This window comes from Aeromonas sp. 600282 (assembly GCF_049175755.1).
GTDB lineage: Bacteria > Pseudomonadota > Gammaproteobacteria > Enterobacterales > Aeromonadaceae > Aeromonas > Aeromonas veronii_A.
Map to the genome: position 1 here is coordinate 69,596 of NZ_JAAKVR010000001.1, position 24,503 is coordinate 94,098.

24 protein-coding genes are annotated in these 24,503 nt (G+C 56.7%); 2 read left to right on the forward strand and 22 right to left on the reverse strand.

Annotation, left to right across the window (positions count from 1 at the left end; translation table 11 throughout):
• Window positions 1-2 precede the first annotated feature (2 nt).
• The 21 genes from G5137_RS00300 to G5137_RS00400 all read right to left on the reverse strand — a co-directional run bounded on the left by G5137_RS00300 (window position 3) and on the right by G5137_RS00400 (window position 21,455).
• The gene (locus G5137_RS00300; protein ID WP_421254685.1) at window positions 3-1,202 is read right to left on the reverse strand and encodes a hypothetical protein; all 1,200 of its coding nucleotides are present in this window, start codon (window positions 1,200-1,202) and stop codon (window positions 3-5) included.
• A 39-nt stretch (window positions 1,203-1,241) separates the two neighbouring features.
• Window positions 1,242-4,835: a curculin (mannose-binding) lectin protein gene (locus tag G5137_RS00305; RefSeq protein ID WP_421254686.1), complete on the reverse strand. Its 3,594-nt coding sequence runs from the start codon at window positions 4,833-4,835 to the stop codon at window positions 1,242-1,244.
• The gene (locus G5137_RS00310; protein ID WP_148140786.1) at window positions 4,832-5,215 is read right to left on the reverse strand and encodes a hypothetical protein; all 384 of its coding nucleotides are present in this window, start codon (window positions 5,213-5,215) and stop codon (window positions 4,832-4,834) included. Before G5137_RS00310 ends, G5137_RS00305 begins: the two co-directional genes overlap by 4 nt.
• Window positions 5,215-8,763 (reverse strand): tape measure protein, encoded by a 3,549-nt coding sequence (locus G5137_RS00315; protein WP_421254687.1) that lies wholly within the window; start codon window positions 8,761-8,763, stop codon window positions 5,215-5,217. The genes G5137_RS00310 and G5137_RS00315 overlap by 1 nt, the downstream gene beginning before the upstream one ends.
• Window positions 8,764-8,874: 111 nt before the next feature.
• The gene (locus G5137_RS00320; RefSeq protein ID WP_421254688.1) at window positions 8,875-9,651 is read right to left on the reverse strand and encodes a hypothetical protein; all 777 of its coding nucleotides are present in this window, start codon (window positions 9,649-9,651) and stop codon (window positions 8,875-8,877) included.
• 93 nt (window positions 9,652-9,744) lie between these two features.
• Window positions 9,745-10,494, reverse strand: a complete 750-nt coding sequence (locus G5137_RS00325; protein WP_319920475.1) for a hypothetical protein — start codon at window positions 10,492-10,494, stop codon at window positions 9,745-9,747.
• A gap of 38 nt (window positions 10,495-10,532) precedes the next feature.
• A complete protein-coding gene (locus G5137_RS00330; protein WP_421254689.1) occupies window positions 10,533-10,955 on the reverse strand; it encodes a hypothetical protein in 423 nt (140 codons plus the stop codon).
• Window positions 10,952-11,509, reverse strand: coding sequence for a hypothetical protein (locus tag G5137_RS00335; protein WP_421254690.1), 558 nt, complete (start codon window positions 11,507-11,509; stop codon window positions 10,952-10,954). Before G5137_RS00335 ends, G5137_RS00330 begins: the two co-directional genes overlap by 4 nt.
• Window positions 11,509-11,886 carry a head-tail joining protein gene (locus tag G5137_RS00340; RefSeq protein ID WP_421254691.1) on the reverse strand — a complete coding sequence of 126 codons (378 nt, stop codon included), beginning with the start codon at window positions 11,884-11,886 and terminating at the stop codon, window positions 11,509-11,511. Before G5137_RS00340 ends, G5137_RS00335 begins: the two co-directional genes overlap by 1 nt.
• A gap of 170 nt (window positions 11,887-12,056) precedes the next feature.
• The gene (locus G5137_RS00345; protein ID WP_290024183.1) at window positions 12,057-12,368 is read right to left on the reverse strand and encodes a head-tail connector protein; all 312 of its coding nucleotides are present in this window, start codon (window positions 12,366-12,368) and stop codon (window positions 12,057-12,059) included.
• Window positions 12,369-12,370: 2 nt separating this feature from the next.
• A complete protein-coding gene (locus tag G5137_RS00350; RefSeq protein WP_421254692.1) occupies window positions 12,371-12,847 on the reverse strand; it encodes a hypothetical protein in 477 nt (158 codons plus the stop codon).
• 59 nt (window positions 12,848-12,906) lie between these two features.
• On the reverse strand, window positions 12,907-14,193 hold the full coding sequence (locus G5137_RS00355) for a phage major capsid protein (protein ID WP_075114455.1): 1,287 nt from the start codon (window positions 14,191-14,193) through the stop codon (window positions 12,907-12,909).
• A 68-nt stretch (window positions 14,194-14,261) separates the two neighbouring features.
• A complete protein-coding gene (locus G5137_RS00360) occupies window positions 14,262-15,200 on the reverse strand; it encodes a S49 family peptidase (RefSeq protein WP_421254693.1) in 939 nt (312 codons plus the stop codon).
• Entirely contained in the window at window positions 15,188-16,441 is a 1,254-nt protein-coding gene (locus G5137_RS00365) for a phage portal protein (RefSeq protein WP_319920469.1), read from the reverse strand. Before G5137_RS00365 ends, G5137_RS00360 begins: the two co-directional genes overlap by 13 nt.
• Window positions 16,441-16,629, reverse strand: a complete 189-nt coding sequence (locus G5137_RS00370) for a hypothetical protein (RefSeq protein ID WP_005346896.1) — start codon at window positions 16,627-16,629, stop codon at window positions 16,441-16,443. Before G5137_RS00370 ends, G5137_RS00365 begins: the two co-directional genes overlap by 1 nt.
• Entirely contained in the window at window positions 16,623-18,344 is a 1,722-nt protein-coding gene (locus tag G5137_RS00375) for a terminase large subunit (RefSeq protein ID WP_421254694.1), read from the reverse strand. Before G5137_RS00375 ends, G5137_RS00370 begins: the two co-directional genes overlap by 7 nt.
• 9 nt (window positions 18,345-18,353) lie before the next feature.
• Window positions 18,354-18,839 (reverse strand): phage terminase small subunit P27 family, encoded by a 486-nt coding sequence (locus tag G5137_RS00380; protein ID WP_421254695.1) that lies wholly within the window; start codon window positions 18,837-18,839, stop codon window positions 18,354-18,356.
• Between the two features lie 95 nt (window positions 18,840-18,934).
• On the reverse strand, window positions 18,935-19,315 hold the full coding sequence (locus G5137_RS00385) for an HNH endonuclease (RefSeq protein WP_421254696.1): 381 nt from the start codon (window positions 19,313-19,315) through the stop codon (window positions 18,935-18,937).
• A gap of 85 nt (window positions 19,316-19,400) precedes the next feature.
• Entirely contained in the window at window positions 19,401-19,940 is a 540-nt protein-coding gene (locus G5137_RS00390; protein WP_421254697.1) for a DUF2514 family protein, read from the reverse strand.
• Window positions 19,940-20,431, reverse strand: a complete 492-nt coding sequence (locus G5137_RS00395) for a lysozyme (protein WP_421254698.1) — start codon at window positions 20,429-20,431, stop codon at window positions 19,940-19,942. The genes G5137_RS00390 and G5137_RS00395 overlap by 1 nt, the downstream gene beginning before the upstream one ends.
• A 658-nt stretch (window positions 20,432-21,089) precedes the next feature.
• A complete protein-coding gene (locus G5137_RS00400; RefSeq protein WP_421254699.1) occupies window positions 21,090-21,455 on the reverse strand; it encodes a hypothetical protein in 366 nt (121 codons plus the stop codon).
• Window positions 21,456-22,459: 1,004 nt separating this feature from the next.
• Between G5137_RS00400 and umuD the strand changes: the two genes are divergently transcribed.
• Window positions 22,460-22,882 carry a translesion error-prone DNA polymerase V autoproteolytic subunit gene (umuD, locus tag G5137_RS00405; protein WP_421254700.1) on the forward strand — a complete coding sequence of 141 codons (423 nt, stop codon included), beginning with the start codon at window positions 22,460-22,462 and terminating at the stop codon, window positions 22,880-22,882.
• Window positions 22,883-22,885: 3 nt separating this feature from the next.
• Complete coding sequence (gene umuC / locus G5137_RS00410; RefSeq protein ID WP_421254701.1) at window positions 22,886-24,160, forward strand: translesion error-prone DNA polymerase V subunit UmuC; 1,275 nt, start codon at window positions 22,886-22,888, stop codon at window positions 24,158-24,160.
• On the opposite strand, the gene G5137_RS00415 is transcribed toward umuC, so the two are convergent.
• Entirely contained in the window at window positions 24,132-24,359 is a 228-nt protein-coding gene (locus G5137_RS00415; protein WP_421254702.1) for a hypothetical protein, read from the reverse strand. The genes umuC and G5137_RS00415 overlap by 29 nt on opposite strands.
• Window positions 24,360-24,503: the final 144 nt, after the last annotated feature.

The window sequence follows — 24,503 nt, forward strand, 5'->3', positions numbered from 1 at the left end:
ACTTACCTCCAGGGGCCAGTCAGGTCAAAGCCCATCAGGCAGGTCTGCCCAGCGGTATAGTTATCTTCCTGAAACCCCACCCTGACAAACCGCAACAACTTGCCAGGCATGGCAGGCAGGTCTTTGAAGTTCTTCCTGTCCCACGCCCCTATGGTGGCAAACGGGCACACCAAACCGGGCAAGTACCCACGCAGGTGGTTGCCACTCTCGATCACCATGGTGGGATCCTGGGTCACATAGAAACCGTTGTCCGGGCCGTTGGGGATGTTCAAACCGTTACCGAATCGGCCAAACAGCCCTTTGATAAACCAGTTGGTGGCACCGAATAGCTGGTGATATGGCCGGGCAATTATCCGGTGGCTGGCGTTGTCAAAATTGGGATACAGGTTGCCCCAAACCGCCCAACTGGATGAACCCTGTTGCCAGTTACGCCCCTGCTCATTGGCATTGGTAGTCGGATAGATGTTAATCACGGCATGATAGCGGTCGCCTGGTCGAACCGATCGGATATAGCCAAAGCTATACATAAACTGGTAGTTACCTGCCGCATAAGCAGGCATGAAGTAAAACAACTGGCTATCGCCCACCAGATCCCAACGCCGGTTGGAAAAGCGCCCGGTACAAGGCCAGCGCCACTCCCCAATATTGGTGTAACTGTTGATATCCACCACATCCTCAACCATCGCCACCTTGGCCAGATAGTTGAAATAGTTTGGCCCCATCCACCCCGTAAACGCCGAATTGTCGATGCGCAGGCTGACATTCCCCGACTCACTGACGTTGGTTGGGCGCACGATAAAGATCTTGCCGTCACCGCTCTCATGGGTGATCGTCCAGCCCAGCGGCGCCACCTTCATGGTCATGGCCGCGCCGGAACCCGCAGCGCCGGGGTTGCCACCATCAATCTCAAACCAGACCTGAGTGGCGGTGACCTGCATCACCCGATGCTCGCCGCTGTAGGCGGCAGGCGATACCCCCTCGACCTGGATCACCGAATCTTGCAGATAGGCATGACCACCGGTAAAGGTCGCCACTGCCCACCCCTTGGCGACATCGAAAGCCAGCGCGTTGATGGTCAGGGTGCCAAAGCCGGTGACCAGCACCGCCTTGAGCAGCGCCGCCAGGGCGCCCTCTGCGGTATCACCCAGGTTCGGGGCCCCCTGCATCTCGCTTGCAAACCATTTGACCTTGTATTCAGCCATCTCTTTTCTCTCCACGGGCAAGGCGCAACGCCTCACCGGTTAACGGTTGACGTTGCCCCTGAGCTGGGCCTCGAAACGGTCGGTATCTACCGCAGCCACCGACTGCAAGATGGTGCGGATAAACCAGATCGGGTAATTGGCGGCGTAGGTGTTGAACCGCAGCACGTTGCCCGCAGCCCAACCGGCCCCCCAGCCACGGCGGTCAACCCTGAAATAGGGCTGGCCGTTGTTGGGGTTGATGGGTGAAAAGTCGGTATTCACGTCCCCCACCGCAATTTGGCCCACATGCTCGCCGACCAAAATAAACGTGGTGGAGGTCTGGAAGATGATGGCCCATCGCTCTTGCAGGGTGGCCCGGTTGGTCACCACGATCGGGAAGTCCGTATCGTTGTATTCTGCCGTGCAGGGGTCGCCAATCAGAAAATCAGACCAGTTATTTGTCCAGGTACGTTGGTCGAACAGCGCCCCATAACGGGCCCACAGGTCACCGATGATCAGGGCGCTGGAGACCAGGGTATCCGCCGCCTCATAGTTGTGGCTGAGGGGCCGAGCCAGGGTGATCCGGCCAGAAATCTCCACATCGGTGGCCAGGCTCATATCCTCGATCCGGTGAACCACGGTCAGCGGCTCTACATAGCCGGTCAGGTTCAGCGGGCTGGCCAAGGTCACCATCCCGCTGTTCATGTTGACGCTGTAAAGCTGCGGCGCCAGCTCCTTGCCGTTCTTGTCCTCCACCCGGCAATAGGCCAGCCGTTCTCGCCCGGTGCTGAGCTGCTGCCCGGCCTGCACCCCCATGGGGAAGGCGCTGCGCTTGGTGGAATGCACCACCACGATGTACCCCTTGCGAATAAAGGGCACCCGGCCATCGGATGGCAGGCGCACCGGATCCAGCTTGATCAGATCCGCATCCAGCGGCAGATAGCTATAGACCACCGCATTAAACCGGATGGTGTCAGCCACCACCGACAAGGGGCGCCAGATCTTGCCATCGACCACCATGTCGGGGTCAAACCAGGGTTTACCCTCGTTGCCCGCTGCCGTCACCAGGCGGCCAAAGCGCACCGATACCACCCCGGTCTGATAGTCCACCTTGCCGCTTACATCCTGGCTGGTGATGGTGCCATCACCGTTGGCGGTCACCTCAAACCGGCGCCCATCTGCGGTGTTGCCGCTCAGGTAGAGGCTGGATGGCGCAATGGGTGCCCCCGGCGTCCTGAACGTCACCTCGTCCACCGTCTGGGCCACCAGGCTGGTGACCAGCGAACTCAGGTTAGGCACGGGCGCCGCACCAGGGTTCCAGACCGTCACGGTCGCCTTGCCGGTGGCGTAATCCAGCGTCCCGGCCTGCTCACCGGCTCCGGTGGCGGGGTCGATGTTGCGATAGAGGATCCCTTGCCTGTCCACATAGACAGACCCGCCCAGGGCAAAGCGCACTGAGTTGGCCAGGATCGCCTCGCCGTTGCGCGGGGTGATATCCAGCACCAGCGGGGTAGCCTTAACAGTGTCCTGGCCCGCGCTGCTGGCGTTATTGCTGCGGTACTCCACCTCGACCCAACCACTGTCGTCCACCGGGAACAGGTAAGCGGCCTGCACATAGTAGATCTCCACCAGTGTCCAGCGCTGGCGGGCAATGGTGTTACCGTGACCATCGCCATAGGTGCCGATAGTGCGCCACTCATAGCGGGTTTTCGGAATGCCGCCCTGGCCATCCGGCTTGATGGTGATCTGGCCGGTGGTGTAGTTGACGCTGCCCCGCTCTACCCCTGCCGCATCCAGCAGCTTGCCAGCACCGTTGTCGCGCACACTGATGATCGGGTCATGGTGGGCGATCACCAGTTCGGTGTCGTCCTTCACATCCTCATAAAGGGCATTCCAGCGCAGCGAGACCATTCTTGGGGTCAGGTTCTGCTTGGTAAGCTGCAGGGTGATCGTCCCGTCCGGGTTGCGGGCAGGGTAGTCAAAGCGTTGGGTGTCCGGGTCGCCGTACTGGTAAACAACCTGGTACTCCTGACCGCCATCTGGCAGGGTTGCCACCCGCAGGGCCAGATCGCCGGTCACATAGTTGATGGTGCCGGTGGCATCCCCGGTCAGCTGGCCCGCCCCGTTGTCGATGGCGGTTTTGGTCGCGCCACCGGCTTGCCAGGTCAGGGTCAGGCTGTTGGGGGTGATCCCCTCATGGGCCAGCTTATGGGTCAGCTGCACCGGATCCAGCACCATGCTGGCGCGGTTGAGGTAAGAGACCTTGGTGCCCCAGCTGAACATGATCGAGCTGTTCACATCCGGCAGCGCCCCCAGGGTCAGCACCACAGAGCCGGTGGTGAAGTTGAGCAGGCCAGAGCCATAGGATTTGTCCTGGCCAAACAACTCCCCACGCCCGTTGTCTTTGAGGTCGTACCATTTGCCCTGGGCCAGATAGCTGACGGTCAGCGAACCGGGGCAAGGGGTGGGCAGCAGGGTCGCGGTGTAGGCATAGCCCCGGTTGTTGGCGGCGATCTGGATCTGGGCCGTGTCAGCGATGCGCGATGGCATCACTGCCGGGCGAAAGCTCACGGTTTTGCTGGCCGCGCCGTAGTTCGGGCACTGGCTGTTGAAGGTCAGCAAGCCGCGCCCGTAGTCGATAGACCCCACCACGGTACCGACCAGGAACAGCTCGCCGCCCTTGTCGGTGATCACCGCCGCGCCGATGGTGACCGATACGCTGCCCGGCATGGCACCAATCCCCAGGAACAGCCCCTGACTGGGGCTGACCGGTGAGGTGGTAGTGAAGGTGTGGGGACTGCCCACCCCGGATTCCAGCAGAGCGCCCAGCTCACCGGCAGCGGTCAGATCGACCACAGGGGTTTCACTGCGAGCACTGGGTACCAGCTGAGTGAAAATGGTCTTGGCCTGCACCCGCATTGCCCCCAGCGCCGCATCCGCGACCAGCTTGGTGGTTGAAAAGTAGTGGGCGGCATCGGCCACCACGGTTTCCCGCAGGGTGGTCTTGGTGGTTGCCTGGTCATAGGGGCTGGGCTGCTCCCCTTCAAAGGTGTGGCGCAGCGGGTCAGTGATCACGCAAGTGACCACGTTGCGGGTGAACTCGCCCTGGTAGCCCGCCACCCCGAACTTGCGCAGCTCGGCGGTTACCCGGTCAACCCGTACATACTGCTCAACCTCGTTCCCCTTCCCTTCGTTGCCGACCAGCACCAGCACCTCCCCGACCTCCGGCAACCGCACCTCTACCCGTTGCAGGATGCGGATCGCCCGCTGCCCTTCCAGCTGGGTATCGTAGAGCACCCCCTGCCACTTTGGGCCTCGGGCCTGATAGCGCTCCAGAGTGTTGCGGGCGTTATCGCGGGTGTCGTTGTGGTCTTTGGTAGTCATCAGCGTCAGGTTGACACTGGGGTCACTGGGCGGCAGCAGCACCATGGCATTGGCGCCATAGTAGGTGTCGGTGTCGTCCGTCTGCACCGCTAGAAACGCCTTGCGCATATTCACGGTGCCATAGGCCCGATCCATGTCGCTGATATCGGGAAACATGCTGTTATGGTTACCGCTGATGATCTCGCGGCCAGTGATGCGACCACCGCCGTCATCGGTATCAACCAGGCGCTGGCTAGCCAACAACACGATATCGCCAGAGAGAATGGTCATGGGGTTACCTCGATAAGGCGAAGGGTGATTTCATAGGGGGTGTACTCGTCAGGATCAGCAATCCGATACAGTTGCTTGGCCTCGAACCCGCCACCACTCTCCCGGCGCCAGAGTACTGTGAAGTGACGCCCATTTAACTCGAGTGGCATCTTTGCCGATGGCGCTGATGCTAAAGCGTGAAGTGCAACAACAGTCGAGCGCATCACCCAAGCCTCGCCATCAGATCGCAATGTGATCGGCCGCCCTTCCGATTGAGCGGCCTCTTCTACAATGATCGCGCCAGACAAAGTTGGCGTGATCACTTGCCCGATAGGTTCCCACTCGAACTCATCACTCCAATCCAGGTCATCTGGCAACTCAATGTCGGCCAATTTGATCATCAGCTTCTCAGTCCTTGCTGCTTCAACAGGCGCAACAGAGCATCCAGATTTTCTTCATCAGACTGGACTTCTGCATTGCCATTGGGGGTATTAAGGTGAATGGTGACTGTCTTGCCACTTACGGGCCGTCGTTGGTCATTTTGCGTTTGGGCTTTAGGGGGAGAGGCGGTGGCCTTTTGGGAGGTGGTCTGAGTTTTATCTACTTCCTTCTGCTGCGCCTTGTTCAGCTCTTTCTGGAGCTGTGCCCGCATGGCCTCCATCTCCTTTTGGAACTTCTCGCCGTACCATTTCGACCACTCGCTATAGGCCGGAATGTCTTTGACCTTCTGGCTGTAACGGGCGAGTTCATCCTCGACACCCGCCAAGGTATTGGCCAGAGCATCGGCATTACCGCGCAGTTGGTTGATATCTACCGTCTTGTAGAAGAAAGAACCGGCATTAACGGTGCGGGTTACCTCCCCACGACCAGATGAAGAGTTCATAGCGTTGACACTCGCCATAGTGTCTTCAACGTCACTCTTGGTCTTCTGTGCCTCCTGCTGCACCCCCTTCAGACTGTCCTTCATGGTGTCAGCGGCCGCTTTGGACTTGTCGGCGGCGGTATTAAAACCGTCACCAATCTCGGCCGCTTTACGGCGGGTATCCTTGATCTTCTCATCGAGGAAACCAAGTCCGCGAGCTTGCTCCTGAGATGACAGCTTCCCGGCTTGACCCAACTGCGCCCAGATTTTCCGCAACTCTTCCAGCTCTTGCGCGGTATCTGCCTTGTTCACTGCGGCTTTCATCGACGCGGCGATTTCTACAGAGGTGGCGGATGCATCGGTAGCGATAGCGCGGAAGGTGTCAATAGTGGCCCGACCTACCGCATCAATCCCGGTTTGCAGCTCTTGATAGTCCAGCCCGAGACGACGCAACTTTTCAGCAAGAACTGATTCGGTTACCTGAGCTGTGCTGATCACACTACCTTTCATGGTTTCGAAAGCAGCCATAGACTGGACTTTCAGCACCTCGAGATCCTGCAGACTCATATCCTGCAGGCTCTTGCGAAGTCCGGCGTCGATCTCGGTCTGTGTGACCTTGCCTTGCTCACGCAGAGAGTCGAGAGCCAAGGTGATGTTCTGCAAAGAGGTGGGGTCCCCCATTTGCAGCCCCTTGAACATCTCGTTGATGCCGGTGGCGGTCTCCTTTCCTTTTGCCTTGAGCATGTCGAAATCGGCAACCAGCTTCACCACTGCAGGGCGGGTTCTGGCATCAATAGCCTGCCCTGCCATATCCGCCCCAGCCGCAAGGTCAATAAACCCTTGGCGCATGCTAGCCAGCGCGGCATCGGCCTGATACTGCATCGACTCGGCCTTGAGGCCTGATGCCTCGAGAGCCTTCTGTACCTGCAGTTGACCAGTCAGGTATTCACGGTGTCCTTGCAGCCGTTGCTCATAGGCGGCTCGTTCTGTTGCCGAGAGGTTGGCAACCTCCTGGGCAGTGAGGACTTGGACGTTTTTGAACTCGTCAAACTGTGCCATGGTGGTCATCCCTTGGCGCTGCAGTTGGTTAAAGAAGGCTCTGGACTGTTCAGTAACCCGCTGCTCAATCTCTCCCGCCTCTCCCATCTTTGCAGCCCAAACACCGGCATCCTTTGCCAGCTTGACTAGACCCCGGCCACCTTCATAAACCAGCACTGAAAGCCCCGCCAACAAGGCTCCGTTACCCATGGTCAAGGCGCTGAGTACACCATTGAGCTTGACCGCCTTCTTGCTGGTAACGTCCATCTCTTTGCCAGCTTCTACTGTCGGCATGACCACACCGCTCTTCATGGCCTGCCCCATACCGAGTAGCTGAGCACTCCACTGGATCACCTTCATGGTGCCCCAAGCTTTAACGAGGATCCCCACCCCGGCACTGAGGTCAATGATGGTTTCAGTGATGCCGCGAATGGCCACTGCTCCCGTTTTCATCCCGTCAGAAACACTTCTGGCCCAGTCAGCCAAACTTCCATCATCTGCAGCCGCTCGGATCTGTGCGGTGACATCAGCAAGTTCTGACTTGATGAAAGCGAAGATGCCCGCATCAGCAATTGCGAGCTCGACTTTATTCAGCTGCTCCTGAAAATTTGACCAGATCCCGCTGAAGGTCTGCGCCATTTCCTCTGACGCACCGGCAGCATCGTCTCCCATTGCCTTGATCAGCAGGTAGATTTCATTCCTGCCAAGCTTCCCAGCCGAGGCCATCGCGATGATCTCATCCGTTGTCTTGCCCATCGCTTTTGCCAGCAACTGGGCCGCTGCAACAGATCGCTCGTTGAGCTGGTTCATCTCTTCGGCTTGCAGCTTTCCCTTAACATAGGCTTGCCCAAGCGCGACGATGACACCTTCAAGATCTTGGTAGGTTCCCGCCGTTTTGGCGGTATAGTCGGCGGCGGCCTGCAGTACCCCGTTGTAAGGGTCTAGGCCATAGTTTTTCGCCTTGATAAAGGCGGTAGTGATCTCGTTGAGTTGAAAGGGCGTCTTTTCGTTGAACTCACGCAGCCAGGCCAGCGCTTTCTCACCGCCTGCGGCACTGCCCTCTACACTCTTGAGTGATACACCAAGGCGTTCAATCTCGTCCGCTGTTCTGACCATGCCTGTGGTTCTTGCCACCAACTGGTCAAAGGTCAAATATGCAGCGGCAACACCACCGATCTTGGTGGCCAATGTCGCCCACCCCTGCTCACCATCTTCGACAGCGCTATGCAGACTTTCGGTATTCTGCTCTGCCTGCTTGGCCTTCTGGCTGTATTCTGTCAAGCCACTGGCATTGGCTCGCAGGGCGCCAGCCTGTCCGGTCAGCTGGTTTTTCAGATAGGTGATCTGATTGGCTGCCTGCTGGCTGGCGGCCTCTACCCGCTTCTGCTCACTGGCCAGCTTGCGAGTATCGATGCCTGCATCGGTCAGCGAACGGCGCAGCCCGTTGAGAGTCACGTTCTGGCGCTGATACTGAGTATCCAAGGATTGAACTTCCCGGCGTGCAGAATTGAACTCCCGAGTCTGCTGGCGTAGGGCTTTCTCGCTGGATTCCAGCCCACGTTTGAGCTCATTAGTTTGGCCTGAGCTCTCTTTGTACTGCTCACCAAGCAGGCGAACCTGCTCCCGTGCATCTTTAAGCGCCTGTCGCTGCTCCTTGGTGACGGTGGTGGCTTCGCTGTTGGCTTGGCGCAGTAGATCAACTTTTGCCTTGGCCTCTGCATGGGCCGTGGCCAACCGTTCAGTTTCCTGACGGCTGGCACTGTAGGCCGCATTGGATGAGGTTAGTTCCTTCTTGGCCTCGGCCAGTGCCTTGCCCATACCAGTTGCCCGGGTACGAGCCTGTTCCAGCCCATCCCCCAAATCAGCGGTACTGCGCTTGAGGTTGGCAAACTGGGTTAGGGTAGTGCCCTGCTCACCAAGACGATGCAGTTCATCGCCAAGGCTACCTACCTGTTCGCTGCTTGATTCTGTCTCACCGCCGAGGGTATCCACTTCGGCAATGAGTTTGCTGATCTCGGCCAGCCCTTCAACAGCGGCGCGGATCCGCAACTGGATATCGGTATCATTGCTGGCCATAGGAAATCCTCAAAAATGGAAAAACCCGCCGAGGCGGGTGAATGTAAATAGACACAACTATTAAATACACTTATATGGAATACCTTATGTTCTTGACACCCTGTATTCCTTGATTTCTATATCTTCATCACCGGACACTATTTTTATAGAACGACTCAAAGGATCCCACATGAAATTCTTACCACCATAGAACCCTAAATATCGGTCTTTCTCCATAACACTAAGTTTAACGCTCCCCATTTTTTCAGATGAGTAGTCAACGTAATTGAACTTTTTTCCATTAATAATATTGACAGATTTCGTAAAACCAATAGTGAAGCATGCAAATGCTAATGTAACAAGCGTAATAATCGTTAATCCTATTGCATACTTCCTAGCGTTTAATTCATCTGCAAATCCCTTAACCACCATAAACAAGTAGGTTAGCACTGCTGAAAATAGAACTGTACCCCATAAAACCAGAATGATATAACTATCATATTTTATTACTAGTTCAGGCCGTTCATTTATAAAAACAAAGGGACCACAGAAAGACAACATAAAAAACAGGTATATTACCTTAATATGTTTTGTTAGATAAACTGTTAGTTTACTGTGTTGCACTGGTACAACTTCATCTGAAAAGCGATTAACAAACAGATGAGTAATTACTTGTGAGGATGCAATTCCGAATGAAAACATAATACTTGGTACTGATGATTTTGCTATATCTACCACGCCCATATAGTCAAATATATTTATTGGGAACAAAGCCCAATAACCAAACACATAAGCGGCACCAGCAATAAATAGATATATCGTTACTGAATAAATTAACAATGGAAAATGTTCAATGTTCTTGACTTCATAGATCTTGCTCACAATATCACCACTCAGTGTTATTAATGAGCTGACTATATATTAAATGAGCGGCTGAGTCCCTCAGTGAATGGGACTCAGCAATCAACAACCTTTTCAGTTAAGGATTTCCATCCGATACGGCTCGGACTTGCCTGGTTGGGTGACCAGCGAGCCTTCCAGCTCCCCTTCCATAAACTCGCCACTCATCAGCGCCAATGCGCCCTGGGCTGCCAGCATGGCTTGGTCGATGGTGACGCGCACGCGCTGCCCAGGGTTTGCCAAGTTCTCACCGTCGATCAGGAAGTAGCGAGGCTTCAGTGTTTCTGTGGTGCCGGTGTAGGTGGTGCCGGTCACCGCTGCTTTGGTGTAACCGATCTTGCAGGCTGCGGCCGCTTGGTCGCTGATTGCCATCACCATGTTGCCGTTGACCTTGTAATCGGTATCCAGTACCAACGCCGTGCCACCAGCACTTAACTTGACGGTGATCGAGCCAGGCTTGATGTATGCGTTCGCCAGCTCAACCCACCCCTCTTTGCTGAGCGTGACCAGCTCGTCCGACACTGGAGCCTCGGACTGGGTGAAGGCCACCTGTTTGCCGGCGATGGCATCGGCCAGCAGCTGTTTGGTCATGGAGTCCCATTTCAGGGAGAGCTTGGCCGGGTCCTTGGGAAGTTGAACCGAGTCCAGCGCCTGGCCGAAGGTGCTGCGCTTCTTGGAGATGCGCGACTTTTCCTCGGTGGTCGGCGGGGTGACGGTGATCTCGTTGACGTTGATGGGGCCAATCAGGGGCCCTTTCACGCCGTTGTTGATTTCGGCGATGTAGACATCACCAGCCAACAGCAGGCCTTTGTCGGTAAATGACATGCTTGGATGCTCCTATGGTATCCAGGATTGTTGCCAACCTAGAGGCTGGCGGTATAGGTGAGAGTGAATGGGATCGAGGTCAACAGGGTGTCGCGGCCAATCTCCTCTGGCTCGAGAATGATGTTGCCAACCGATATGGAGATCAGTGACGTGCCAACAAGCGGAACCCCTGCTGTCGATGGCACCAATGCCGCCAGTACCTCCGATAACAGTTGGTCACGCCCGGCACGGCCTGCATTTACGGGTTGGTAGAGGTCCACCTGAATATTGCGGGTACGTTTCCATTCACGCCCCCTCCGTTCAGGTTTGCCTTCGCTCAGCTCCCGAAAGTGCGCCAGTGGTAATGGGGTGTACAGGTCAATTTGCGGATCGCTGTCACACACTTGCCCATCACCAGCCAAGGAGCTCACAGCCCCCAGTTTGGCTAGTAGCTGATCGATGATGACGGTGGCTTCGGTCATGTCATCTTCCTGTTAAAGGTGTTGGTGAGCTTGGCTTGCACTTCAGCCAGATACTGCTCGGTGATAATGTCATTCCACCAGCCGCGCAGCCCTACCCCACCAGCCATGACCAACCTTTGTTTGCCAGCTTTGCTGTATCGGATCATTGGTCGGCGCTTCTTGCCGTAGGGGTTGATGAAACCGTAGACCTGCACCCGCTTGCCGCCACGCAGCACCCAGATGCTGGCTCGGGTTCCGGTTCCATCTGTTCGAATTGAGGAGAATTTGACGCGACTGAACGGCACCTTTTTCAAGTCAAGGCTCAGGGTCGCCACGTCATGGGTTGCCGTTGCCTTGTCGAACTTGATCCTGGCCCTGACCGATGCGGTATTGAAACCATCTGCCGCAATCCGGTTTACCATGTCATTGCGTGTATCGCGGGCGACTTCATTGACCACCGCCACCAACTGCTTGCGGATCTTGGCAGGGAGCGCCTCAAAGGCCTCTTTGCTCTCGCTCAGGCCAGTGACGTTGATAGCCTTGGCCCTGCGCTTACGGCTCAGTCCCCCCGGCATCAGACCACCATCACTCGCAGCGTGGTGCCGTTGTCGCTGCCATCGACCACCCCATCGATGCGGTAGCTGCGTCCGCGCAGGGTGATCTGGTCACCTTGGCGTGCAAACGGCCAGACCAGCTCAGGCAATATCAGGTCTATCTGGCGGCGCGGTTCGCTACGCGCCCCCACCATCAGGTTTTCAGCCGCCATAAAGACGGTTACCGGATAGGCCACCCCATGTTTCGGGGTGTAGGTGGCCGGTTCGCCTGAAAGTTTGCGGGCCGAGATCTGCAGAGCCCCGGGTTCGCTGGCGATATCTTCAATCAGATACCAACAGGCTCTCCCTTTAAGCAGCTGACCTGGCAGCAGGTCATAACGGTAACGTACCGTGATCATGGTCGATCCTGTCGCGTAAATACTGGCTTGTGCCTCACGGCCTGCTGCCTTTGGGTCAATGACCTTTGCCCAAACTTTCCCCAGTGGTGGCCATACGGAGGGCGATCCGGTCGCTGCGCCAAAGCGCATTAGCCGGGTATTCAGTTCGCCACTTTTAACCATGCTTCCCCCTAGCCAACCACGATTTCACGATAGGGATGGATCAATGACTCGTACGCCAACGGCAGGGTGGTGGCGATGGTCCCTGTCACCACCGCCTCGCGATTGGTATACCAGTGCCCAATCAGCAGCAATGCCGCCAACTTGAGCGCCGGGGTGAGGGCCTGTCCCTCTTCCCCCCCAGCCACCAGCGGCTTGTTGATATCAGACTGGATATGGCTGATCGCCGCTTCAATCAGGCCAGTCAACAACGCATCTTCGTCAACTTCATCTGGCTCAATACGACATTGCGCCTTGGCCTCAGCCACGGTTATCAGCAACATGTTTACTCCAGGTCTGGTTCTGCCACTGCTTCTGCCACTGCTTCTGCCAACGCTTTCTTGAACACCAGTTCGGCTTCTGCAGATGACAGGCGGGTGATATCGCCGCGGCTGTAGTTTTTCCACGGGCCGGTGAAGCGCACCAGCACCCGCTCATCATGGTCAGGCGCTGGCTCATCTCCGCTCTGCTGCTCGTGATCGACTTCAGGGGCGCCAGTGGACTGCTCGCCGGTCAGCGTCGCGGTGCCAACTCCGGCTGCATCGCCTGGCGCTTGACTTGCTGGGTGGTGGTCAGAATCTGATTCATCGCCTTCGCCAGTCCCGGCGTGAGGATCTTGTCCAGAGCCTGCGTCGGCATCGGGTTGGGGGGTGTCAGTAGCATTGCTGATAGGCTCCTGCGGCAGTTCGCCGCTCTGTTGATCGTGATCGGCGTCAGTGGCAGGTGTTTGCCCTATGCGATCGCCTTTCGATGGCTTGCTCATGTCGGCTCCTTGTTACAAGGTGATGAGAGAGGGCGCCAGTGCGGCGCCCTGCTGTGGCCTTACCAGGTAACCTTGGTACCCAGCGCCAGACCCTCTGGGTGACGGAAGCCCACATCGTGATTGCCTACCAAGCGGATCAGCGACTGGTTGCGCGCAAAGGCGCTGATCAGATCGCCGTTGGTATCCACATAGGTAGCCTCGGTGGAGAAATCGACAGTCATGTTGTCCTGCTCGCCGATCACCACGTCATTCCAGTCGGCGAAGTAGATCTCAGACTCGTTTTGACCTGTGCCGAGGTTGGCCGGGATGGTATTGGTGTGCGCAATGGGGTAGCCCTTGAGCAAACCGGCAGCCATCTCGGGATAGACCTTGTTGCCGTTTCCGTCGCGCAGGCCGAACAGCTTCATCCAGGTGCGAGGGCTCATGCCCCAGCCAGGGGTGATCATCATGCTGTCGGAGTTCATCAACTTGAGGATGAGCTTGTCGAGGTAGGTATCGATGGTGGTGAGATTAGCTTCACCAGCCCACTCGATAACTCGCCCTGCTGCTGTGGCAACGGGCTTGAAGCCAGTCGGGGTGTCGTTGGTGCCATCATCGCGCAGGAAGGCTTTATCCTCGCGCACTGACATCGAGGCGATACAGTCACCCAGCACCAACTGCTCAACGTTATATCCTGCGCGCCCGATAAGCTGGTTACTGATCGGAACCAGAGTAATCATGGTTTTCGCAGAGAGCTTGACATCACCGAATGAACTAGCGGTGGCGCGTACATCTTTCCCCTCACCGACGTAGCCAGAGGTTGCACCGCCGGTCAAACTTGGCATGGAGAGATTACCGTTGGGCAGCGGCAAGACGCGGGCGCCGAGCTTGCGAACAATTGTGCGCGGTCGCAGCAGCTCGATCACTTCGGAGTGCAGATTCTCGGGGATCAGGGCGCCACCGGAACCGGCGGCGGTACTGATGGCCATAGCCACCTGCTGGTCGCCGATCTCTGTGGCTGCAAACTTCTCTGCCAGTTGCAGGTCGCCCTTACCGGCAGCGACTGCCATCGCCATACGGGCAAAGCCTGCGCCCTGATATTGTTTAAGCTCCTGCTTCACATGGACAGCCGGAGGCGCCTGGGAGCCGTGAGCGTTGACCGGTACCGCCTGCTGCGCCATCAGGCGCTCGGCGCTCTCCTGGCGGGCGATGGCTGCGCTGATCTTGTTTGCTTCGCTCTCCAGGTCAGCAAACTGCTGCAGTTGCTCGTCGGTGAGAGCGGTACCGCTGGCTTCGAGTTCTGCCAAGGCTTTGACCTGGGCGGCGATTTCGCCACGCTCGCGGCGGAGGGCTTCGATAGTCTTCATCGATTGGTTTCCTTTGGACATAAAAAAAGCCCCTTTCGGGGCTTGTTGGGATGGACTCCGCCGCTGGGCTAGAGTTGGTTCTGCATTTCGATGGCGCGGGCCCGAAGGCCGATGCTCTGAGCCGGTTTGGCTGACTTGGCCACGCTAGCAGCCAGACCGTTGAGATAGTCCTGCGGATTGGCCAACTCATCGGCCAGCCCGTTCTTGACCGCCTCATCCCCGCTGTAGAGGGTGGCTTCGGTGGCTTTCACCTGCTCGACTGACAGGCCGCGATAGCGGGCTACCGAGCTGATAAACAGGTCGTAGGCCTGATCCATGCGGTGATTGATGGCTGCCATGGCCCCATCGCTGAGCGGTTCATGGGGGGTGCCGTCCTTTTTACGGTCGCCGCGGTAGAAGGTGGTGAACTTAAGCCCAACCTCTTCCTCCCACTTGCTCACCTCCATATGCTCCATGATGACGCCGACAGAGCCGCAGCCACCGGTTTCACTGACTACCACCTTGCTGCAGGCTGCGGCGATGAAGTAGGCCGCCGAGTAGGCGGAGAAGTTGACCAGCGCGGTAATGGGCTTGACGCTGCGCTTGGCATAAATGAACTCAGCCAGCTCCTTGCATCCGACCGCATGGCCGCCGCCGGAGTTGATATCGAGCACAATCTCCTTGACCCGCTCATCAGCCAACGCCGTGGCAATCTGCGCCCGCGACCACTCGTAGCTGGTCAGCTCGGTGCAGGCGTTATCGATGTGACCGCGCCGCGCTACCAGGATGCCGTGCAGCGGGATCACTGCCAGTCCCTCGACGCGGTACTGTGATTCGCTCCGTGCCTCAAGCGGCTTGGGTTCCAGCCCATCTGGCAAGTCATCAGCCGCCATCACTTCGATCTGGTTGCCCAGCATGCGCGGCATCAGCAGACTCTTGACCCCTGCCAGCACCTCCTGGGTGACGTAGAGCGGCACACCGAACACCTGACTGGCTAGGTGCGGGTAGTTGATCATCAGCTTCGGCATAGGATGGCCTCGATTTCCTTGATTTGTTCCTGGGTCGCCTGGCTGATGCCTTGCGGCAGCTTGCCGGTAGAGACCATGTTGAGCGGGGTAAGGTAGATGTCACCACCCGGGATCGGGGGTAGGTTTTCCAACCGGCGGATATCGTTGACGCTGAGCCAGCCCCACTGGCGACCGAGTGCATATGACTCGTAACGGGACTTCTGATCTGCCCGCAGCAGGCCGGAAAGGTTGAACTCGATGTAGAGGTCTTTTCGCTCTTGGGGCAACAAGAGGTCGCGCATCATGGCGGCCTCGATGCGCTTGACCCACGGCAGCAGGGTGTAGATAACGAACTGCAGCCCCTGATGTTCGATATTGTTGTTGGTCGCCCGCTCCAACTCACCGATCATGTGTGGCGGGATTTTGTACAACCGACAAATCTCGATGGCGCCATACTTCCGCGACTCAAGCAGCTGCGCCTGCTCGTTATTCATCGCCAACTGTTTGTACTGCATTCCTTCCTGAAGCATTGCGACAGAGAAGGAGTTACGCAGCCCAGAGTGGCGGGACGTAAAGCTGTCCAGAATGGCGTTGACGACTTTCTGATCGCCGATCGCCTTTGCTTCGTGTGGTCGTTCGATAACACCTGACAAGGTGGTGCCATTGGCAAAAACCCGCCCGGCATGCTCATCCACTGCCATGGCCAGCCCGATGCTGTCAGGGTTGGTCTGGATCGGTGACAGCCCCAGATAGCCATCAAGACTGAATGCCTTGACGTGGTGCACCATTCGCATCGGCAGGATCTGATTGCTGCCATCAAGCAGCTGATAATAAGGCAGCGCATCTGGCCCCTTGAGCACTGCAATCTTGTCCGGATTGACCGGGATCAGCTCGGTGATGTACCCACTGCCGTCCCTGTCAATCAGGCTATAACTGTTACCGCGCAGGCCGAGATGCCCCATTCGCAGTTCGTTGAACTCAAACGAGGTATCTTTCTGGTTTGGACTGGCGTGGACAATATCGTAGAGCGGGTGCTCGGTTGCGCGTTTACGTGAGTCATCTTCACGGCGATACAGTTCGCAGGGTAGCTGAGCGACTGACTCGGCCAGCAACGTGACACAGGCTCTCACTACGCCCTGGGTCAGAGCCGTCTCTGGCGTAACCAGTACGCCGGACTTTGCTGTCCTGCCGCCCATGCTGCTGATCCACTGACTGAAGTTTCCCCCCTTGCGCCCGCTGCCGAACATGATTGGCAGGAACATCAGCTATCCCCCTTGTTACGCTTGGCATAGTCCGCTGCAGCAACGGCTCTGCTCATCAAAAATGACCAGGCCAAGCAGAGCATGCCGCCTACAACCCACCCCAAAGGCGGTGAGTAGAGGCTGGCACCATAGGCCAGCGCCGCAGCGCCGATCAGGCCCACGATGAAAATTGAAAGTTGTGTCAACATAAGACGTCCGAGGTTTCGTAGATGGAGCTCTCTTCTTCCCGGTCAGGCACCATGGCTCGACCGATAGCCATCATCAGCGCGACCGCGCCGTCGATCTTTTGATCCGCGCTCTCCTTTACGGGGCGCACCATGTCATCGTTACCAGGGAGGAACTTGCCAATCACGTTGCCGATACACCATGTCATCAGGCTGTTGCCGTCATGGTGAAAACGACCAGCCGTGATGGCTGCCTCCAGCTCCTTCATGGCGCCGGACATGTTCTGATAGTTCTGGGTGATGGTGATGGGGGACATACCCTCGTCCGCCAATGAGTGAGACAAGGCGATGGCACCAGCAGGATCGAGCGGGGTTTCCAAGACCTTGTTGCTCAAGTTGGCCTCTTTCGCCTCTTCGAAGATCTCGCGATAGTCGATTTCGGCTCCGTCTGTGGTGCTGAGCTCTCCAAGGTTGACCCACTTCTGGTAGCGCTCTGCCAGTCGCCGGTTGTCGTTATCAAAAACGGTATCCTCCGGCACCCAGAAGCGGGGCGCCACCGAGTAGTAGTGGCGCTTGCCGTCAATATCTCGCCAGAACAACCGCGCCATGGAGTTCATATCGAGTTTGCGAGCCAAGTCGAAACCGAGGATGCACTCGTCACCGGCGAACTGCTTCAAGGTGAGGCTCTTGTCCTCACAGGCCGCCCAGCGCTGCATGTTGTAGAATGCCGTCTTGGCCGAAACCCAGACGTTGAGGTGCTTGGTCTTGAAAATGTTGGCAAAGCGGGCCGACTTGATCGCCTTGGTCTGCTGCGCCAGCAGGTATTCGGCATAGACTGAGACACCCATGTTGGGGTTGGCCTTCGCCAGCACTGCCGGATCCGCCCAGTCGTCACCCTCGTCAATGGTGTAGATGATCCCGAACAACTCATCATCCGGCACCGTGCCTGCCAGCATCTCTATCACTTCCCGCCGTTTGTCATAGCAGGGGCCATCGACGTTGTAGCCGGCCGTGGTGATGCCCCACAGCAGTGGCTGACGACGAGCCCCCATGCCAGTGATCATGGTGGTGTAGAGATCGTCGCTATCGTGCTCGTGGTATTCATCCACGATGGCGCAGGATGGCGACTGACCATCACCCGGGTTGCCAATCAGCGGCTCGAAGCGAGCACCATCAGCAGGGATGTTCAGGTTGCTGGCGTTGACCTCGACCCCGTAATTGTCGAGGAAGTCCTGAGTTCGCTTAGCCATCAGGCGAGCTGGGCGGAACACCTCCCACGCCTGTTTTTCTGTGGTGGCGCCGGAGTAAACCTCGGCACCGAATTCGTTGTCAGCAGCGAAGCAATAGAGGCCGACCGGCGCAGAGAGCGCCGACTTGCCGTTTTTGCGGGGGATCTCGTTGTAGACCTCACGGAAACGGCGCAGGCCACTGCCCTTGCGCACCCAGCCGAATACACAGCAGACGATGAACAACTGCCACGGCTCAAGATTCAGGGTCTGGCGCTTGAATGCCCACTCACCCTTGGTGTGGGGCATGAGCTGAATAAACTTGGCTACCCGCTCGGCTTTGTCCTTATCGAAGCGGTATCGGAACTTAGTTGATTTTTCTTTGGCCAGATCATCGAGGTGGCGCTGACAGGCCTGGATGACATAGCGGCAGGCTGGGATCTTGCCGCGTACAACGTCGCGGGCGTAGCCGTTCGCTACGTTGACATAGGGATAACTTTTGCGTGCTGCCATAGTCCATCCCTACAAAGCCGCGAACCGGTTCCCCCCTCCCTTCTTTTTATTGCCGCCGATCAGGCGTGAACGGCTGGACGGGTCCAGCCCGAGCAGGGCCCCATAAGTTGTCATTTGCTTAAGTGATTCATTGGCCACGGTACAGGCCGGATTTTTCACCGGCCCGCCGGTTGCCCCTTCGACAACTAGGCCGTGCTTGGTGATCTCGATCTCGGCTCTTCGCCAACGCGAGTAGGCTGCACAGAATGCCTCGAGGTTGTGCAGGTCGGTGATGCACAACACCTCCGCACTGCAGAGCTCGCGGATCACCATGTCCCATAGCGTGGGGGCCCATTGATCTTCTGCCAGCCACTCAGGGCAGGCAACCCCGATCAATGGGGTGAATGAAGGTTCATCTTTATTCAGTGCCCGCTTGCCGGCATTACCACCCAGGCGCTTCAGAGCTGTCGGCTTGGGCTTTCTACCGCGCCCGGGCACGGCAGCTGCACCGGCCATCGCGCCCTCCATTTAAATTTTTAATTTCGCGGGTATAAAAATTTGACGAGGCGGAGCAGTGGGGGAAGCAAAAAGCTGGAAGGATTTGATCCCCCCTACCCCCTCTGGCGCCCAGCCTGGCGGGCTGCCAGTGCCTCTGCTCGTGTCTTGGCATCGTGGCAATGGTTGCATATGCCCTGCAGATTGGATTCCGCATCGGTACCGCCAGCGGCCTTATTGACGATGTGATCCACTTGGGTTGCGGGTGTCACAATGCCAAGGGCAACGCACACCTGGCAGAGATAGTTATCCCTCACCAAGATCCGCTTGCGCAGTTTGCGCCATGCCCAGTCATAGCCGCGGTCATCAGCACTGACCTTGGCCACCTTCTTCCATCCATCGAGTAGATGAACATGGGCAGGACAGTAACCATGCCGCTCGGTAGTCAACTGATGGCAGGTCCGCTCACGACAGACCTTTGGCACACGTGGAGGCATGGCTGTTCCTGATAGGTGCCGCACCGGCACACATTAACGCGGGACGACCCGCCAGATGGGAGAGTGACCCGGTGCGGCAATTCTTTTAATCGGGGTTCTTCAAGGAGAGGTAGGCACTTTGGCAGGCCAGACCTGATGCTCGAGCTCGGTCATATGCTTTTGCCAGCTCTCCCGCTCGCGCATCAGCCCTGCTGAGCAGGTCGGCGAGCACCACGGCGGACTGTCCGGCTGCATCGCCAGACTGGGCAGTGCTGGAATGGCTGGAGCACTGACTGGCTCTGGCTGCCAAGCGGCTGGCTTGCTCGTACATCCCAGCAGCAACAACACTGGCAGCAGCAGCATCAGTCTCAACCCGGGCGATTTGTTGTTCCGCATCTTGCCTCACCTTATCGATAGTACGCTGGCGACGTTGCTCTTCCTCACGTGCCAGTTGAACGTTCTGGGCCCTGGCCTCTGCCAGTTCAGCAGATTGCCTATCCCATTTTGCCTGCCATGTCTTGCGCTCACCCTCTTCACCAGCTGAATGACCAGATTGGTAAAGGGCCACACCAGCACAGGCCAATGCAGCAATCACCAGTGCGCCGACCAGAAAGGAGATCGCGTTGCTTTGCGGGAACGGTGCCATCACATCCCCTTACACTTGGTGTTGAGGCGTAGCCGGTCTTTCCAGAGACCTGGGCATACCCGGTTCCCTGGCACCGAACAGTCCTGATTGCCGGAGCGCTTGAACAGCAGGATCGCCTCACAGGCCCCGGAGTAGTCGCCAGCGTTTAGGCGCTTCACGATGGTGGAGCGACAGAAGGCGCCGGGGCCGATGTTGTGGGAGAGCTCGACATAGGCGTCGAACTCATACTGGTGCAGCGGCACCTTGATGCAGGACTTGAGGGCATCCTCGAATACCCGTACCTCCCGAAGGCTCCGGTTCACCGCGGCGACGGGCGTGATGGTTTCACCCATCTTGACCCCTTCCGTGCTCCCAAAGCCGATAGTTGGGAGCTTGGTACCGTGTACCGGGTCAGGGTAAGCCACCGGCTCAAATCCCTCCCGATTCAGGATCCCCACAAATCCTGTTGCGCTCAGTGTGATGGCGGCAATGGCTATACGGACTTTGCTCACCCTAAACCTCCACCAAATCTCGGCCTAATGATATTCGACCAGACAAACCACACCAGCTGCACAGCAATCCATATCAACGTCGCGACGAGTACCCAATCATTGAGTGAGTAACCGGCCAGCGTCATTCCTGACACAACAACTGGCGGAGCGGATTTTGCCACACCAGCGGCCGCAGCTGCTGTGGCCAGTTCTTCCTCTCTCCCCATGCCCCACCCCGAATTCAAACGCCAGCCTGCTGCCGACATGCGGGCTCCAGCTAGGGCCCAGAAACGAAAAAACCCCGGCACAGGCCGAGGTTTGGAAGCTGAAAAAAAGACCACATCTATTCGGGTGCAGTCTTCCATCATTGGGTTTCAATCTACACAAAAATGCTTTTGACTGTCAACTGCCTTGCACTGGCTGCTTTTTCCACCACGCTTCAAACACGGTGTTGCCAGCAAGTTTCTCAGGAGCCTCAGATAATACGACCTCGTACAACCTCCTAATATCAGACTTCTCGACCTGCAAATCTAAAAAAATCGCATGCGTATCGTCTATTTTGGTTATCAACCCAGCTGGCTCTGTAAACAGCACGGCGCACTGTTCAGCAAAACCCCTTGGTAACTTGCCATGCAACCCCTCCGTGCACATTACAACCTGACTCCGTCTCGAACTGAGCTTACTTTCCCCCAACAGTGTGCCGCCACTGACCAGTGGAGATATCAAGCACCCAACTACTACCGCCGCTACTGCTAATCTTAATTTGACTCCCATCACGCCTCCTCGGCAAAAGCCTATCAGTCAACACCAACACCCCACTAAGCCCACTCATGCAGGTGGCTTGTTGCAGCGCAGCCAACTCCGCCCTGCATGCCCCCATATCACGACCATCCCGCTCCTGTGCCAAGATCAGCATCATGAGCGCAGAGTTACCAGCCCCAAGCAGCTGGAAAATCTTGAACTCCATAAAAGCATCCTCGTGATCTTGGGATGTATAAACCCCTCTCTCCTGCCAATAATGGAGAGGATATTCAGTCATCAACATAATAACGGGCCTCCGGCATCACCTGCTCGGATAAAAATTGAATGCGTAAGTTATTCGGCAGGAGCTGCCAGTGCTCATAATTTACAGATCTGAAATTCAGTCTGTCAACTGGTTTCGGAAAGTTCTTTATTAACAAAGTTGAGCGATGAAAATTGTTCCATCGGAACAAAGCTACTCTCTGTAGCATTTTTCTACTGCCTGTAGATTATAGTTAAGAAATTTTTTAACTTGAGTTTATGTAAAACATAAAAGCAATACGTGAAATATCATCCCATCCATCGTTGAAGCGTCACGACAATAATAGATAACAATGTTTTTTATACCTGATATAAACATTGCCACTATCCGCTACATCATAGCCTGCCTAACTGTCCTTACCCATCGCATCAAACCATGGTGGCTGTCCACTCACGCAAACACAGCTTCATTAAAGGCTTTATGGCTGATTACCAATCAAGATTGCAATCTTGATGTGGGCCGGCGCCGGGCAGTGGCAGTCTCATTCGAACCAATGCCATCACCTAAACCACCTCGGAACCGGCATGCCACCTGACTTTAATGGACTATCTACTTTTGTGAGCTCAGCATGATGATATCATCACAAAATCAAATAATCATGGCCGGTTGTTCAGCATCAGATTTTTAATATTGATTGTTAGGATGTTCATGTGCACCAAAAGTAACCATTGGCGGATGCTATAAAATGATTTTAAGACTGGCATCATCCGCCACGAAAAAGAGTTTAAGCGAGTTAGTTACTTAAACACTTTAACGGCACAAGCCTGTCGTCGCCTAAAGCATCTATGCATTGCTTATATAGTATTTTAAGAATGTTTTACCGATACAGAATCTGGGTTTGTCACAACAGTACATTTTTAGCCGCTAAAATGATTTTAATGAGGTGAAAGGCTGCCTGGGCAAACCCGCGTTAACCCAACTGGCACCTGATGCGTACGGCACGGGCCCTTGCTATACTGTACAAAAACACAGTAAGAGTCACAACCATGCTTGCTATCCCGCACCCATCACCCGACAGCCTTGAGCTGCCGCTGTTCCTTTCGCCTGTCGCTTGTGGCTTCCCCAGCCCAGCACAGGACTATGTGGAGCAGACCATCGACCTTAACCAGATCTGCATCCAGCATCCGGCCGCCACATTCTACGTGCGCGCCAGTGGGCACAGCATGATCAGAAAGGGGATACATGACGGCGACCTGCTGGTTATCGACAGGGCAGTAAAGGCCAGCCACGGCGCCATTGTACTGGCCTGCCTGGATGGCGAGTTCACCGTCAAGGAACTGCAGGAAACACCCCGGCCCGCCCTTCTGCCGGCCAACCCCGATTTTCCTCCAATTTATCCGCAAGAAGGGCAGGAGCTGGAGATATTCGGCGTCGTCACCTTCGTACTCCACAAGACCAAGCTGGGGTAAACCATGCCGAAGGCTATTGCCCTGGTAGATGTGAACAACTTCTACGCCTCCTGCGAGCGCCTGTTCCGGCCAGACCTGAAGGGGCGACCTATCGTGGTGCTCTCCAACAATGACGGGTGCATTGTGGCCCGCTCGGCAGAGGCGAAAACGCTGGGGATCAAGATGGGAGTTCCCTACTTCCAGATCCGCCAGTTCTTTGAAGCCATGGGAGGCGTCTGGTTCTCCAGCAACTACGCCCTTTATGGCGACATGTCGCAACGGGTCATGACTACCCTGGAAGGTATGGCGCCGACGGTAGAGGTTTACAGCATCGATGAGGCCTTTATCGAGCTCAGCGAATCATGGGCAGGTGACCTCACGACATACGGTCGCCAGATCCGTGAGCGGGTGCAACAGTGGACTGGCCTCACCGTAGGAGTCGGCATCGGCCCCACCAAAACGCTGGCCAAGCTTGCAAACTATGCCGCCAAGAAGTGGCCGGCCACCGGCGGCGTGGTGGATCTGCGCGATGAGGCAAGGCGGGCTAGGCTGATGGCCATCACTCCGGTCCAAGAAGTGTGGGGAATTGGCCGACGGCTGACCGCCAAACTGGAATCACTGGGGATCCGGACCGTGGCAGAGCTGGTCTCAGCAGATGCCAAGAGCCTGCGGCGGAGATATGGGGTCGTCGTCGAGCGAACTGTCCAGGAGCTGCGGGGGATCCCATGCGCCGAATTGGAAGAGATGGCCAAGGCCAAGCAACAGATCATCTGCAGCCGGAGCTTTGGCGATCGCATCACCCAGATCGGCGCCATGCACCAGGCCCTTGCCGGTTACATGGAGCGGGCTGCCGAGAAGCTCAGAGCTGAAGGGATGCGCTGTCGTCACGTCACCCTCTTTATCCGCACCAGTCCATTCAATGACAAAGAGCCATACTACGGCAACCAGATCAGCACCCGGATAGCCACCCCCACCAACGACACCAGGGCGCTGCTTGCCCTGATTGGACCGCTCCTATCCAACATCTGGCGGGAAGATGTCCGTTATATGAAGGGGGGCGTCATGTTGGCCGACGTCACCCCGGCCAGTATGCACCAGGGCGATCTATTCGCTGACCAGCAGCAGGATCCCCGCAGCGATGCTCTGATGAAGGTGATAGACCAGATCAATCAGGGAAGGTTGGGAAAGGTCTATTTCGCAGCCCGCAGCCGGGACACTAGGGAGTGGATGATGAAGAGAGAGAAATTGAGCCCCCGCTACACCACCTGCATCAACGAGCTCCCTGCGGTGAAGACATGAACTTCACCAGCTTTGTCAGCTGCTGCTGAATCGACTTCCAATTTGAATCTGGTGGCACCTTCTCCAATCTGGGTGCCGGTTCCTGATGAATGCAGAGCATCTTGATGAAAATACGTTTTGGCGCCTTTCCCTCTTCCCTCAATCCACGGCGAACCTTCACGGCCTTGTCCACCCAATCAGAGGTACGCAGGTAGTTCATCCGTTGGAGCGCCTGCGCGATTCATAGAGAAGCCGGGGCGATTCACACTGTGTCCGATCGACCCGAAATACATGTGTCAACGCTATAGCGTCGTCGAGCGCAGGCAATCGTATTGGGCACCGCCTCTGTTACATGAGAAAATTT

Bases quoted from the DNA above. Each gene is read 5' to 3' on its own strand.
- G5137_RS00340 (WP_421254691.1), bottom strand. From the start codon at position 11,886: ATGATCACGGTACGTTACCGTTATGACCTGCTGCCAGGTCAGCTGCTT.
- G5137_RS00400 (WP_421254699.1), bottom strand. From the start codon at position 21,455: ATGTTGATGACTGAATATCCTCTCCATTATTGGCAGGAGAGAGGGGTT.
- G5137_RS00360 (WP_421254693.1), bottom strand. From the start codon at position 15,200: ATGCCGAAGCTGATGATCAACTACCCGCACCTAGCCAGTCAGGTGTTC.
- G5137_RS00330 (WP_421254689.1), bottom strand. From the start codon at position 10,955: ATGACCGAAGCCACCGTCATCATCGATCAGCTACTAGCCAAACTGGGG.
- G5137_RS00335 (WP_421254690.1), bottom strand. From the start codon at position 11,509: ATGCCGGGGGGACTGAGCCGTAAGCGCAGGGCCAAGGCTATCAACGTC.
- G5137_RS00380 (WP_421254695.1), bottom strand. From the start codon at position 18,839: ATGGCCGGTGCAGCTGCCGTGCCCGGGCGCGGTAGAAAGCCCAAGCCG.
- G5137_RS00325 (WP_319920475.1), bottom strand. From the start codon at position 10,494: ATGTCATTTACCGACAAAGGCCTGCTGTTGGCTGGTGATGTCTACATC.
- G5137_RS00350 (WP_421254692.1), bottom strand. From the start codon at position 12,847: ATGAGCAAGCCATCGAAAGGCGATCGCATAGGGCAAACACCTGCCACT.
- G5137_RS00365 (WP_319920469.1), bottom strand. From the start codon at position 16,441: ATGTTCCTGCCAATCATGTTCGGCAGCGGGCGCAAGGGGGGAAACTTC.
- G5137_RS00355 (WP_075114455.1), bottom strand. From the start codon at position 14,193: ATGAAGACTATCGAAGCCCTCCGCCGCGAGCGTGGCGAAATCGCCGCC.
- G5137_RS00300 (WP_421254685.1), bottom strand. From the start codon at position 1,202: ATGGCTGAATACAAGGTCAAATGGTTTGCAAGCGAGATGCAGGGGGCC.
- G5137_RS00390 (WP_421254697.1), bottom strand. From the start codon at position 19,940: ATGGCACCGTTCCCGCAAAGCAACGCGATCTCCTTTCTGGTCGGCGCA.
- G5137_RS00375 (WP_421254694.1), bottom strand. From the start codon at position 18,344: ATGGCAGCACGCAAAAGTTATCCCTATGTCAACGTAGCGAACGGCTAC.
- G5137_RS00415 (WP_421254702.1), bottom strand. From the start codon at position 24,359: ATGAACTACCTGCGTACCTCTGATTGGGTGGACAAGGCCGTGAAGGTT.
- G5137_RS00385 (WP_421254696.1), bottom strand. From the start codon at position 19,315: ATGCCTCCACGTGTGCCAAAGGTCTGTCGTGAGCGGACCTGCCATCAG.
- umuC (WP_421254701.1), top strand. From the start codon at position 22,886: ATGCCGAAGGCTATTGCCCTGGTAGATGTGAACAACTTCTACGCCTCC.
- G5137_RS00310 (WP_148140786.1), bottom strand. From the start codon at position 5,215: ATGATCAAATTGGCCGACATTGAGTTGCCAGATGACCTGGATTGGAGT.
- umuD (WP_421254700.1), top strand. From the start codon at position 22,460: ATGCTTGCTATCCCGCACCCATCACCCGACAGCCTTGAGCTGCCGCTG.
- G5137_RS00370 (WP_005346896.1), bottom strand. From the start codon at position 16,629: ATGTTGACACAACTTTCAATTTTCATCGTGGGCCTGATCGGCGCTGCG.
- G5137_RS00305 (WP_421254686.1), bottom strand. From the start codon at position 4,835: ATGACCATTCTCTCTGGCGATATCGTGTTGTTGGCTAGCCAGCGCCTG.
- G5137_RS00345 (WP_290024183.1), bottom strand. From the start codon at position 12,368: ATGTTGCTGATAACCGTGGCTGAGGCCAAGGCGCAATGTCGTATTGAG.